At 63.6% G+C, this 12,275-nt stretch carries 15 protein-coding genes; 13 read left to right on the top strand and 2 right to left on the bottom strand.

Annotated features, from left to right (window positions below; all coding sequences use genetic code 11):
• Positions 1 to 69: 69 nt before the first annotated feature.
• Both AC07Y0_RS06795 and AC07Y0_RS06790 read left to right on the top strand, forming a co-directional pair.
• A complete protein-coding gene (locus tag AC07Y0_RS06795; protein ID WP_498675742.1) occupies positions 70 to 618 on the top strand; it encodes an RBBP9/YdeN family alpha/beta hydrolase in 549 nt (182 codons plus the stop codon).
• A gap of 117 nt (positions 619 to 735) precedes the next feature.
• On the top strand, positions 736 to 3,294 hold the full coding sequence (locus tag AC07Y0_RS06790; protein ID WP_498675740.1) for a sensor domain-containing protein: 2,559 nt from the start codon (positions 736 to 738) through the stop codon (positions 3,292 to 3,294).
• Between the two features lie 45 nt (positions 3,295 to 3,339).
• Here the strand turns inward: AC07Y0_RS06790 and AC07Y0_RS06785 are convergent, their stop codons facing one another.
• Positions 3,340 to 3,654 carry a DUF1476 domain-containing protein gene (locus tag AC07Y0_RS06785; protein ID WP_498675738.1) on the bottom strand — a complete coding sequence of 105 codons (315 nt, stop codon included), beginning with the start codon at positions 3,652 to 3,654 and terminating at the stop codon, positions 3,340 to 3,342.
• A 234-nt stretch (positions 3,655 to 3,888) separates the two neighbouring features.
• Between AC07Y0_RS06785 and purC the strand changes: the two genes are divergently transcribed.
• From purC to AC07Y0_RS06755, 6 genes are all read left to right on the top strand, one after another.
• A complete protein-coding gene (gene purC / locus AC07Y0_RS06780; protein WP_115669323.1) occupies positions 3,889 to 4,653 on the top strand; it encodes a phosphoribosylaminoimidazolesuccinocarboxamide synthase in 765 nt (254 codons plus the stop codon).
• Between the two features lie 22 nt (positions 4,654 to 4,675).
• On the top strand, positions 4,676 to 4,918 hold the full coding sequence (purS, locus tag AC07Y0_RS06775) for a phosphoribosylformylglycinamidine synthase subunit PurS (protein WP_454746103.1): 243 nt from the start codon (positions 4,676 to 4,678) through the stop codon (positions 4,916 to 4,918).
• Positions 4,919 to 4,936: 18 nt separating this feature from the next.
• A complete protein-coding gene (locus AC07Y0_RS06770; RefSeq protein WP_498675735.1) occupies positions 4,937 to 5,194 on the top strand; it encodes a hypothetical protein in 258 nt (85 codons plus the stop codon).
• Positions 5,191 to 5,862 carry a phosphoribosylformylglycinamidine synthase subunit PurQ gene (gene purQ, locus AC07Y0_RS06765; protein ID WP_498675733.1) on the top strand — a complete coding sequence of 224 codons (672 nt, stop codon included), beginning with the start codon at positions 5,191 to 5,193 and terminating at the stop codon, positions 5,860 to 5,862. Before AC07Y0_RS06770 ends, purQ begins: the two co-directional genes overlap by 4 nt.
• A 47-nt stretch (positions 5,863 to 5,909) precedes the next feature.
• Positions 5,910 to 6,293: a hypothetical protein gene (locus AC07Y0_RS06760; RefSeq protein WP_498675730.1), complete on the top strand. Its 384-nt coding sequence runs from the start codon at positions 5,910 to 5,912 to the stop codon at positions 6,291 to 6,293.
• 116 nt (positions 6,294 to 6,409) lie between these two features.
• Positions 6,410 to 6,976, top strand: a complete 567-nt coding sequence (locus tag AC07Y0_RS06755) for an acyloxyacyl hydrolase (protein WP_498675728.1) — start codon at positions 6,410 to 6,412, stop codon at positions 6,974 to 6,976.
• A gap of 84 nt (positions 6,977 to 7,060) precedes the next feature.
• Here the strand turns inward: AC07Y0_RS06755 and AC07Y0_RS06750 are convergent, their stop codons facing one another.
• Positions 7,061 to 7,339, bottom strand: a complete 279-nt coding sequence (locus AC07Y0_RS06750; RefSeq protein ID WP_498675726.1) for a DUF1127 domain-containing protein — start codon at positions 7,337 to 7,339, stop codon at positions 7,061 to 7,063.
• A gap of 82 nt (positions 7,340 to 7,421) precedes the next feature.
• Between AC07Y0_RS06750 and AC07Y0_RS06745 the strand changes: the two genes are divergently transcribed.
• The 5 genes from AC07Y0_RS06745 (at position 7,422) to grxD (ending at position 12,179) form a co-directional block, all read left to right on the top strand.
• Positions 7,422 to 8,840 carry an aminotransferase-like domain-containing protein gene (locus tag AC07Y0_RS06745; RefSeq protein WP_498675724.1) on the top strand — a complete coding sequence of 473 codons (1,419 nt, stop codon included), beginning with the start codon at positions 7,422 to 7,424 and terminating at the stop codon, positions 8,838 to 8,840.
• 146 nt (positions 8,841 to 8,986) lie between these two features.
• Positions 8,987 to 11,209 (top strand): phosphoribosylformylglycinamidine synthase subunit PurL, encoded by a 2,223-nt coding sequence (gene purL, locus AC07Y0_RS06740; RefSeq protein WP_498675722.1) that lies wholly within the window; start codon positions 8,987 to 8,989, stop codon positions 11,207 to 11,209.
• A 32-nt stretch (positions 11,210 to 11,241) separates the two neighbouring features.
• Positions 11,242 to 11,475, top strand: coding sequence for a BolA/IbaG family iron-sulfur metabolism protein (locus AC07Y0_RS06735; RefSeq protein WP_028735353.1), 234 nt, complete (start codon positions 11,242 to 11,244; stop codon positions 11,473 to 11,475).
• 30 nt (positions 11,476 to 11,505) lie between these two features.
• Positions 11,506 to 11,733: a hypothetical protein gene (locus AC07Y0_RS06730; protein ID WP_454746111.1), complete on the top strand. Its 228-nt coding sequence runs from the start codon at positions 11,506 to 11,508 to the stop codon at positions 11,731 to 11,733.
• A 113-nt stretch (positions 11,734 to 11,846) separates the two neighbouring features.
• Positions 11,847 to 12,179, top strand: a complete 333-nt coding sequence (grxD, locus tag AC07Y0_RS06725; RefSeq protein WP_028735355.1) for a Grx4 family monothiol glutaredoxin — start codon at positions 11,847 to 11,849, stop codon at positions 12,177 to 12,179.
• Positions 12,180 to 12,275: the final 96 nt, after the last annotated feature.

The raw sequence follows: 12,275 nt of genomic DNA, 5'->3' as shown, positions 1-12,275 counted from the left end.
ATCTTTTTGCCGGGCCGGACAAGGCGCACCCCCTTGACGCACGGGCGCTCCGACAGCAGATAAGGCGACATGAAAGCATCCGACGCCGACATTCTCATGATTCCGGGTTACACCAATTCCGGACCCGAACACTGGCAGACCCGCTGGCAGTCGCGGCTGTCGACGGCGCGCCGCGTCGAGCAGGCGGAGTGGTCGAAGCCGGTGCGCGAGGACTGGGTCGCCCGCCTCGTCGAGGAGGTCAATGCCTCGACCCGGCCGGTGGTGCTGGTCGCCCATTCGCTTGGTGTGCCGACCCTGATCCACGCCGTGCCGCACATCGCCGGTAAGGTCGCCGGCGCCTTTCTCGTCGCCCCGCCGGACGTCGCCAATCCATCAATCCGGCCCAAGCACCTGATGACCTTCGGCCCCTACCCGCGCGAACCGCTGCCCTTTCCGTCGATCACCGTCGCCAGCCGCAATGACCCCTTCGGCACCTACGAGCATGCCGACGACATTGCCAATGCCTGGGGTTCGCTGCTGGTCGATGCGGGCGAGTCGGGTCACATCAATGCGGAATCCGGCCACGGCCCCTGGCCGGAAGGCACCATGGTCTTCGCGCAGTTCCTGAGCCGGTTATAGGCCGCGGCGCTTTGTCCCAGCCTGGGACCCAGCTGCAGCGCGCCCATTAAGCCGACCTTAATTCTCGAGATCTACCCTAGCGCGCAACTCGAAATCGATATTTCGAAAGAGTAGCCGTTGCGTCAGAACGTCCAAGTATCCGCAAAGCCCACTGCAACACCCGGCAACGAATCGCACGCCTGGCTGGACCATTTGCCCCTCGCCAGTGCCATGCTCGACGGCAGGGGCAGGGTCACCGCGACCAACGCATCCTTTCGCGCACTCTTTGCCCATGCCCGATCGCTTCATGGCATGACCGTATCCGCCCTGCTCGCGCCGGACGACCGGGTCGCCTTTCAGGCGATGCTGGTCGCCGCGCTGACGACGACAGGGGAGCCCCGCAAACTGGAGTTCCCCGTGCCGCTGCTGGATGGAACCCGCCGGTGGGTCATCGCCTGCGCCGCGCCCGTTTCGTTGCGGACCGACGCCGGCGGTCCGGCGCTTCTTCTGCAACTCACCGATATTACCGATCTGAAGGACCGTGAAGCGGATCTGGTCGAACGCGAGAGCCGTTGGAACAACGCGCTCGTCGGCTCCGCCTCGGGCGTCTGGGACCTGCGCCTCGATACCGGCGCCATGTACTATTCCGACGTCTGGCGGGCAATCCGCGGTCTCGCACCCGACGAGCCGCCGCCGGACGCCGAGGAATGGCTGGACCTGCTGCATCCCGACGATCGCGAACGGGTCCTGCACGCCATCGAGCGCCAGAACGCCGGCGATCCGGCCTATATGACCTTCGACTATCGCGAGCGGCACAAGCTCGGCCACTGGATGTGGATCGAATGCCGCGGCGCCTGCGTCGAATGGAATGCCGCCGGCCAGCCGGTGCGCATCATCGGCACCGATACCGACATCACCGGACGCAAGGCTTCCGAGGAAGCGCTCAACCGCATGTCACGCCGACTCAAGCTCGCACTCGACGTCTCGCGCATCGGCGTGTTCGAGGCGGACTTTGCCACCGGCATCGCCGACTGGGACGCGGGCATGCGAACCATCTTCGGTCTCGACGGCGATTCGGATGTCCGGATCGGCGGCGAATGGGAGGAGATGCTGCATCCTGAGGACGCCGAGCGCGTGATGAAGAAGGTCGAGCATCACGTCGAAAACCTGCTGCCCTTCTCCGACGAGTACCGGGTCGTCCTGGCCGACGGCACCACCCGCTACATTCGTTCGCGCACCCTGCCCTTCATCGACAGCGACGGGCACCGCAAGATGGTCGGCGCGAATTGGGACGTGACGGCCGACCTCGCCCTGCACAAGGAGCTGGAGCGCGCCAAGACGCTGGCCGAGGCGCGGAACCGCGATCTCGAGAAAGCCAAGGAGCGGATCGAGCACATCGCCCTTCACGACCACCTGACCGACCTGCCGAACCGCCGCTATCTCGACGAGCTGCTGGAGCAGCTTTCGAGGGACGACCGGCAGAACGGCGGAGGCCTCGCCATTCTTCACATCGATCTGGACCGCTTCAAACAGATCAACGACACGCTCGGCCACAGCGCGGGTGACGCGATGCTGCGTCATGCGGCCCGCATCCTGCGCGAGAACGTTCGCGAAGGCGATTTCGTCGCCCGGATCGGCGGCGACGAATTCGTCTTCGTGGCGCGTTTCGACGGAAAGCGGCACCAGCTCTCGGCGCTCGCCGACCGGCTGATCAACGAGCTGCGCAAGCCCGTGGCCTATGAGGGTCAGGACTGCCGTTTCGGCGCCAGCATCGGCATCGCCTGTGACGCCAAGGGCCGGACCGATCCGCGCCAGCTTCTGCTCAACGCCGATATCGCCCTCTACCACGCCAAGAACAGCGGCCGCGGCCGCTATGCCTACTTCTCGCTCGACCGCAGTGACCGCATGAAGGACAGCCGACGCCTCGCCGACGAGATCCTTCGCGGCCTCGAACGGGACGAATTCCTGCCGTATTACCAGTTCCAGTTCGACGCCAACACGCTCGACGTGGTCGGCGCCGAGACCTTGGCGCGCTGGCGACACCCCGAACGCGGCATATTGACCCCGGGCACTTTTCTAACCGCGGCCGAGGAGATCGGCGCCGTCGCAGACATTGACGGCCTGATCCTCGAGAAGGCACTCGCCGACCTGAAACGCTGGAAGGCGCAGGGCGTGAATGTGCCGAAGATCTCCGTGAACGTCTCCTCGCGCCGGCTGCATGATCCGGCGCTGAAGCACAAGCTGAACGCGCTCACGTTCGAAGCAGGAACCGTTTCCTTCGAATTGCTGGAATCCATCTTCCTCGACGAGAACGACGAGTCGGCGATGGAAAACCTGCGGCACCTGAGGAAGCTCGGGATCGAGCTCGAAATCGACGACTTCGGAACCGGCCACGCGTCGATCGTCAGCCTGCTGCGGCTGAGCCCCAAAACGCTCAAGATCGACCGGGAGCTGGTTCAGAAGGTGGCCGACTCGCGGGCGCGCCGCAACCTCGTCGGCTCGATCATCGACATCGGCCGCTCGCTGGGCATTCGCGTGGTGGCGGAAGGGGTGGAGACGGCCGGTCACGTGCGCGTCCTGCGCTCGCTCGGCTGCGACGTGCTGCAGGGCTATGGTCTTGCCGTACCCATGCCGTTCGAAGAGACGATCGGATTCCTGGACCGTCAGGAATGGCGTCGGACGAAAATCGCGTCCTGACCAGGCGCCTTCCGGCGCCCGGTTTGTCCATTCAATTGCTGGCGATCATTCGCCCTGAATCTGCGCGACGGCGATGGTCAGGAGTTCCTGCATCTTGGCACGGATCTCCTCTTCGCTGACGGATACGCCGCCGGCCGCCAGGTCACCGCTGACCTTGCGCAGCACGTCGCCGTCCCCGGCTTCCTCGAAGTCGGAGGCGACCACTTCCTTGGCATAGGCATCGATGTCGGTCTTGCCGAGCAGGGCGCCGGCCCACTGGCCCAGCAGCTTGTTGCGCCGAGCCTCGGCCTTGAAACGGAGTTCCTGGTCGTGCGCGAACTTGTTCTCGAATGCCTTTTCGCGATCACTCATGCCGCTCATCTGCGTCTCCCAAAATATGCCGCCACCATGCGGGTTTCGTTCCCCCATTAATCAAAAGGCGGTACAAAGTGCAATGCGAACTTAGTTGATTCCCCAAGCGCGCCTATGCTTTGGACGATTTCAATCGAGGCGACAACTGTTGCATTGTGAAAACCCATCTTTTCCGCTAAGGGACCGCTTCGACAATCCACTTGCGTCCCCATGTGTGACGCCAACAACAGAGAAAAACCAGCCATGAACCGTCGCCGCCGTGTTTACGAAGGCAAGGCCAAGATCCTGTACGAGGGTCCGGAGCCCGGCACGCTGATCCAGTTCTTCAAGGACGATGCAACCGCATTCAACAAGAAGAAGCACGAAGTCATCGACGGAAAGGGCGTTCTCAACAACCGCATTTCCGAATATCTCTTCACGCACCTGAACAAGATCGGCATCCCGACCCACTTCATCCGCCGCATGAACATGCGCGAGCAGTTGATCAAGGAAGTCGAGATGATCCCGCTCGAGATCGTCGTGCGCAACGTCGCCGCCGGCTCGCTCGCCAAGCGTCTGGGCATCGACGAAGGCATCGTGCTGCCGCGCTCGATCATCGAATTCTACTACAAGTCCGATGCCCTCGCCGACCCCATGGTCTCGGAAGAGCACATCACCGCCTTCGGCTGGGCCAATCCGGCCGAGCTCGACGACATCATGGCGCTCGCCATCCGCGTCAACGACTTCCTGTCGGGCCTCTTCCTCGGCATCGGCATCCAGCTCGTCGACTTCAAGATCGAATGCGGCCGCCTCTATGAAGGCGACATGATGCGGATCATCCTCGCCGACGAGATCTCGCCGGACAGCTGCCGGCTGTGGGACATCGAGACGCATGAAAAGCTCGACAAGGACCGGTTCCGCCAGGATCTCGGCGGCCTGCTCGAAGCCTATCAGGAAGTGGCCAAGCGCCTCGGCATCATCAACGAAAACGAGCCGCTGCGCGGCACCGGCCCGGTGCTGGTAAAGTAACAAGCCCAGGGAGACTTTAAGAGTGATCAAGGCACGCGTGACCGTAACCCTCAAGAACGGCGTTCTCGATCCCCAGGGTAAGGCGATCGAGGGCGCGCTCGGCGCACTCGGTTTCGAAGGCGTCGGCCATGTCCGCCAGGGCAAGGTCTTCGATCTCGAAGTCGAAGGCACGGACAAGGCCAAGGCCGAGGCCGACCTGAAGGCCATGTGCGAAAAGCTCCTCGCCAACACCGTCATCGAGAACTATACTATCGCCATCGCCTGAAGGTGATGGAGCGACGGGATGACGGAAGTGACGAACGAGCTCATGTATGAGCTCATGAAGCGAATGCACACCGATATTTCCACCCTGAAAGAGGGGCAGAACGAAATCAAGGCCGAGCTCAACGCTGTGCGCGGCACGATGATCTCCATGCAGCAGGAAATCCACAACGTCTATAGCGTTTTGGCACGTCACGAACACCGCCTCGATCGCATCGAAAATCGCCTGGAGCTGCGGGAGCTCCAGGAAGCACAAGCAAGGTTTGAGCCCCACCCATGAAATCCGCCGTTCTGCAACTTCCTGGCCTCAACCGCGACCGCGACATGATCGCCGCGCTGACGAAGATCTCGGGCCATGCACCGGTCACCATCTGGCAGACCGAGACGAGCCTTCCGGATGTCGACCTGATCGTCATTCCGGGCGGCTTCTCCTATGGCGACTACCTGCGCTGCGGGGCGATTGCCGCGCGGATGCCGGTCATGCAGGCCGTCAAGGCCGCCGCCGAACGCGGCGTCAAGGTGCTCGGCGTCTGCAACGGCTTCCAGATCCTGCTCGAGGCGGGCCTCCTGCCCGGCGCCCTGATGCGCAACGCCTCGCTGAAATTCGTCTGCAAGGAAATCAAGCTCGAGGTGGTCAACGCCGAGACCGATTTCACCCGCGCCTATGCCAAGGGCCAGATCATCCGCTGCCCGGTCGCCCACCACGACGGCAACTACTTTGCCGATGCCGAGACGCTGAAGGCGATCGAAGGCAATGGCCAGGTGGTCTTTCGCTATGCCGAGGGGACCAATCCGAACGGCTCGATCAACGACATCGCCGGCGTGATCAACGGGAAGGGCAATGTGCTCGGCATGATGCCCCATCCGGAGAACCTGATCGAAGCGGCCCATGGCGGCAATGACGGGCGCGGCATCTTCGCCTCCGCCCTCGACGTAATCGCCGCTTAACCAGACAGATGATAGAAGGCCGGGCTCTTAACCGGAAAGCACCCCGCATGCGCCCTGCCCTCAGCCTTCTCGTCGTCTCCTTGCTGGCCCTCGCCTCTTGCCAGTCCGAATCGAAAGCACCGATCGCCCACGGGCAGTCGGCGCTCGACATCATGGAACGCGTGGCCGTCGGCGCCAACAATTGCTGGATCAAGTCCGGCGATCCGGCCTTCAAGGCTTATGCCATGGCGCCCGAACTCAACTCGTTTTCCGGCAAGCCGCGCATTCTCTTGGTGCGCAAGGGATCGAGCGACATTCGCCCGCTCCTCGTCGTCCAGGCCGAGGGCAAGCCCGCACGGCTGGACGCCTTTGGCCCGATGATGAGCGAACCTGTCGCCGGCCGCATCGCCTCTGACGTGACACGCTGGTCAAAGGGCTCCAAGACCTGCTGACCGATTCCGGTTTTCGCGCAGGTTTCACAGCGCATCCGACCTATAGCCCATCGCCATTCAAAAATACGTGTGATAGCGTCTGCCTCGAAAATGCCCGGATTCGAGCTGGACTGACCATGACGTTCAACGCCTCTATGCGCCTTGCTCTCGCTTTCACCGCCATTGCGTTTACGCCACTCCTTGCTCAAAATGCCGCGGCGGCAGACTGGTCGATCAAGGAGGTCCGCGCAGGCGTCACAGGCTCCATCCAGGCGCGCAGCACCTTCGAACCCGGCTTCTTTCCCACCGTCGCACTCTATTTCGACCCGCTCGACCGGGCCAATGCCGCCACCTGGCAGGACGTCATTCTGAGGCCGCGGGTCAATGTCGGCGCATCCGTCAGCAGTGCCGGCGAAGCCAGCCAGATCTTCGGTGGCCTCGCCTGGACCGTGGACATCACTGATCGCTTCTATGTGGAGCTCGGTTTCGGCGCCGCCGCGCACAACGGCGACAACAAGGACGACGGCACGAACGGGCCGAAGCTCGGTTGCTCCCTGATGTTCCGCGAATCCGCCGCGGCCGGCTTCCGCCTGACCGACAAGCTCGACATCGTCGCCTCCATCGACCATTCGTCGAATGCCGACCTCTGCGACCCCAATGACGGCATCAGCCATGCCGGCCTTTCCCTCGCCTACAAGTTCTGATGACGGGAGCCCTTCGGGCGAAAAACCGTCTCGATCCTGGCGCCCATGGCCTCGATTGCGGGTTCGAGGGCGGCCCTGCGTCGATCAGAGCATCAACAGCCGCGACTTCTGAACCTCCCGCTCGGCATCGATCCGCGTCAGGCCAATGTCGCGGAGTTGATCGTCGGTGAGGTCGTGCAAGGCGAGACGCCCCGCCCGCTTCATCTGCCAATGGGACAGCCCCTGCCACAACCGTGCGAGGAACCGCTTGGGGCGAACGGAAGGCTTCAGCATGTCGCCCGACGAACGGAACAGCGTCTCGCGCGCATAGCCATCGGGATAGATTGTATCAATTGTACTGATGTATCGCGCTGAGTCGGTCATATTGAACCTCTCCATTCCAATTTTATCGATACAATCGCACTATATTGACCAGAATGACGAGGCAATGTAGTGAATTGTCATGATGACAAATTGGCTCCCAGACTTGCACCTAGGCAAAGGCCCGATCTATGTGCGTCTCGCCGACCAGATCGAGACGGCGATCGCCGGCGGCACCCTGCCGGCGGGAGCCAAGCTGCCGCCGCAGCGCAATCTCGCCTATGACCTCGGCATCACCATCGGCACGGTGAGCCGCGCCTATGCATTGGTCCACGAACGGGGGTTGGTCAGCGGCGAGGTGGGGCGCGGCACCTTCGTGCACGACACGCATGACGCACCGCCGGAGGCCAATCTCGATCCGGTGACCGCGGCGCTCGTCGGCACCCGGCCCATTATCCCGCCCCCCGGCAAGATCCGCTTCGACAGCACCGCCGCGCCGGATGTCGCACAGGGCGCCTACCTCCAGAGCCATATCACGGCGATCCTCAGAGACCACCCGAGCGACATTGCCAGCTACACGCGCAGTTTCCCCGACCACTGGTTCACGGCCGGCGCCCGCTGGCTCGGCAAGCGAGACTGGGCTCCGTCCCCGCGCGACATCGTACCGACGCTCGGCGCCCATGCGGGCATCATGGCGGTCATCACCGCCGTGACGTCGCCGGGCGACAAGGTCGTGTTCGAGCACCTGACCTATTCCCAGGTGAGTCGCGCCGCCGGACTGGCCGGACGCCGCACCATCCTCGTCGAGAGCGATGCCGGAGGTGTGTTGCCGGAGGATTTCGAGCGCGTCTGCGCCCAGCAGCATCCGAAGGTCGCCTTCCTCATGTCGTCGGCACAGAACCCGACGCTCGCGTCCATGTCGCTCGAGCGCCGCCAGGCGATCGTCGACGTCGCGCGGCGCTACAGCGTCTGGCTGATCGAGGACGATCTTTACGGCGCCATGTCGCCCGAGCCCCTTCCGCCGCTCGCCCAGCTCGGACCTGAACGCACCTTCATGGTCGGCGGCCTGTCCAAGTCGGTCGCGGCCGGCGTACGCGGCGGATGGGTCGCCTGCCCGCCGCATTTTGCCCAGCGCGTCCGTATCGCCCACAAGATGATGACCGGCGGAATGCCCTTCCTGCTCGCCGAACTCTGTGCCCGGCTGGTCCTGTCCGGCGACGCGGCCCGGATCCGGGCGCTTTGCGCCGAAGAGATCGCCGCGCGCGAGGCGCTGGCCAGGGAATATCTCTCGGGTTTCGACTTCGTGTCGCACTCCGCCGTCCCCTTCCTCTGGCTGGCACTGCCCGATCCGTGGCTGTCCGGCACATTCAAGAACGCAGCCCTCACCGAAGGCGTGCTGATCGACGACGAGGATGAGTTCAAGGCCGGGCGCTCGGAAAAGGTACTCCACCGCGCCCGCCTGAGTTTCTCGTCTCCTCAGCATCGTGACGAAGTGCGGGCCGGATTCGCCATCGTACGACGCCTGCTGGAGAACGGTGGCGCCGGTTACGACAGCATCGCCTGAAGACCGGAGGCGTGCTGGCGGCCTGCCTTGCGACAAAGCTTTGGACAGAGCCTGCCGTCAGCCGCATTTTCCTGTCGCACCATTGCCATTCATGCGCTAAAGAAGCGCCCAAACCCCGATTTCCGGCAGGCTATCCAGGACCAGCGATGACGATCCCCAACACGATCCAGATCACCCCCGAACTCATAGCCTCGCACGGGCTGAAGCCGGACGAATACGATCGCATCCTGCAATTGATCGGCCGCGAGCCGACCTTCACCGAGCTCGGCATCTTCTCGGCCATGTGGAACGAGCACTGCTCCTACAAGTCGTCGAAGAAATGGCTGAAGACGCTGCCGACCAAAGGTCCGCGCGTGATTCAGGGTCCCGGCGAGAATGCCGGCGTCGTCGACATCGACGACGGCGACTGCGTCGTCTTCAAGATGGAGAGCCACAACCACCCGTCCTATATCGAGCCCTACCAGGGCGCTGCGACCGGCGTCGGCGGCATCCTGCGCGACGTCTTCACCATGGGTGCCCGTCCGATCGCGGCGATGAACGCACTGCGCTTCGGCGCACCCGACCATCCGAAGACCCGCCATCTGGTATCCGGCGTCGTCGCCGGCGTCGGCGGTTACGGCAATTCCTTCGGCGTGCCGACCGTCGGCGGCGAGGTCGAATTCGACGCCCGCTACAACGGCAATATCCTGGTCAACGCCTTTGCCGCGGGTCTCGCCAAGTCGAACGCCATCTTCCTCTCGGAAGCCAAGGGCGTCGGCCTGCCGGTCGTCTATCTCGGTGCCAAGACCGGTCGCGACGGCGTCGGCGGCGCGACCATGGCGTCTGCCGAATTCGACGAATCGATCGAGGAAAAGCGCCCGACCGTGCAGGTCGGCGACCCCTTCACCGAAAAGTGCCTGCTGGAAGCCTGCCTCGAACTGATGCAGACCGGCGCCGTCATCGCCATCCAGGACATGGGTGCCGCCGGCCTCACCTGCTCGGCGGTCGAAATGGGCGCCAAGGGCGACCTCGGCATCGAGCTCGACCTCGACAAGGTACCGGTCCGCGAAGAACGCATGTCGGCCTATGAGATGATGCTGTCGGAGAGCCAGGAGCGCATGCTCATGGTGCTCGAGCCCTCGAAGGAGGAGGTCGCCAAGGCGATCTTCGTCAAGTGGGGCCTCGACTTCGCCATCGTCGGCCACACCACCGACGACCTGCGCTTCCGCATCATCCATCAGGGCGAGGAAGTCGCCAACCTGCCGATCAAGGATCTCGGCGACCAGGCGCCCGAATACGACCGCCCCTGGGTCGAGCCCAAGACCCCGGCGCCGCTGGCCGAAAACGACGTACCGCAGGCCGACGTGGCCGATGCGCTCGTCAAGCTGGTCGGTTCGCCGAACAACTGCTCGCGCCGCTGGGTCTATGAGCAGTACGACACGCTGATCCAGGGCAATTCGCTGCAGCTTCCCGGCGGCGATGCCGGCGTGGTGCGCGTCGACACCCATCCGAAGAAGGCGCTGGCCTTCTCCTCCGACGTCACCCCGCGCTATGTCGAGGCCGATCCGTTCGAAGGCGGCAAGCAGGCGGTTGCCGAATGCTGGCGCAACATCACCGCGACCGGCGCCCTGCCGCTGGCCGCCACCGACAACCTCAATTTCGGCAACCCTGAAAAGCCGGAAATCATGGGCCAGATGGTCTTCGCCATCAAGGGCATCGGCGAGGCCTGCAAGGCGCTCGACTTCCCGATCGTCTCGGGCAACGTCTCGCTCTACAACGAGACCAACGGCCAGGCCATCCTGCCAACCCCGACCATTGCCGGCGTCGGCCTCCTGAAGGACTGGGCCAAGATGGCCCGCATCCGCTTTGCCGCCCAGGGCGAAGCCGTGCTTCTCGCCGGCGCACCGTGCGGATGGGGCAGCCATCTCGGCCAGTCGGTCTACCTGCGCGACATCCACGGCCGCACCGACGGCCCGGCGCCGCATGTCGACCTGGCGCATGAGAAGAAGGTAGGCGACTTCGTCCGCGGCCTCATCGAGGACGGTCTTGCAACCGCCGTCCACGACTGCTCGTCGGGCGGCCTGGCGCTGGCTGTCGCCGAAATGGCCATGGCCTCGGGCATCGGCGCGACCATCAACGCGCTCAACGACGCCGATCCGATCGCGGTCTTCTACGGCGAGGACCAGGGCCGTTACGTCGTGACCGTCAGCCAGGACAATGTCGATGCGGTGCAGATGCGCGCCGACGCGGCAGGCGTCTTCTGCCCGTGGATCGGCCGTACCGGCGGTAACAATGTCGTGCTGGGCGACGCCCGTCCCGTCGCAATTGAGGAATTGCGTTCGGCGCATGAATCGTGGTTCCCTCGCTACATGGACGGCAGCATTGCCTGAGGCGATGCTTCGCATACGCAGGAGAAGCAGACATGGCTATGAAACCCGGTGACATCGAAGACCTGATCAAGGCCGGCATTCCCGGCGCGAAGGTGGTCATCCGCGACCTCGCGGGCGACGGCGATCACTACGCCGCCGAAGTCGTGGCCGAGGCGTTTCGCGGCAAGTCGCGCGTGCAGCAGCATCAGATGGTCTACGACGCCCTGAAGGGCAATATGGGCGGCGTGTTGCATGCGCTCGCCCTGCAGACCTCCATTCCGGACTGAAGCACCAGGGGAACGACAGGGAAGCGTCAGATGGCTGATCTCGTCAAGGAAGTGATCGAAAACGTCGTTCAGGGCGTGCTCAAGGAAATCCTGAAGAAGACCACGGGCCGCGGCACGACGCGCCGCCGCAAGCGGCAGGCCCGCTCGGCCACGACCGGACGTTTCGTCAGGAAGACCAGCCGCCCGCGCAAGCCGGCCAAGAAGCAGGTCAGCCGCCGCCGCACCGCCGCCAATCGCAGCCGCCAGCGCACCCGCTGACGGCTGCAGGCCAGTCATGCGTATTTGCGCTCTGGCAAAGACGGCGACTGCTTGCTATTTAGAATGCACAATCGAGACAGCGGCCCTTGAAACCGCATGTGAAAGGATATCCCATGAGCGTCCAAGATTTCATCGCCAATGAAGTGAAGAGCAACGACGTGGTGCTGTTCATGAAGGGAACGCCGCAGTTCCCGCAGTGTGGCTTCTCCGGCCAGGTCGTCCAGATCCTCGATTACGTGGGCGTCGACTACAAGGGCATCAACGTGCTCGCCGACAACGAGATCCGCCAGGGCATCAAGGACTATTCCAACTGGCCGACCATTCCGCAGCTCTACGTCAAGGGCGAGTTCGTCGGCGGCTGCGACATCATCCGCGAGATGTTCCAGGCGGGCGAGTTGCAGAAGCATTTCGAGGACCAGGGCGTCGCCGTTCGCGGCGCTGCCTGACCCGATCCGTCATCCGCGTTTAGCGGATTTCGTCATTCACTCAACTTTTTCAAGGCGTTGCCCCAAGCAACGCCTTATCTCTGTTTTGGATATTGA

The organism is Allorhizobium sp. GW101-3B10 (assembly GCF_059424725.1).
This window is presented reverse-complemented; position numbering and strand designations above follow the sequence as displayed.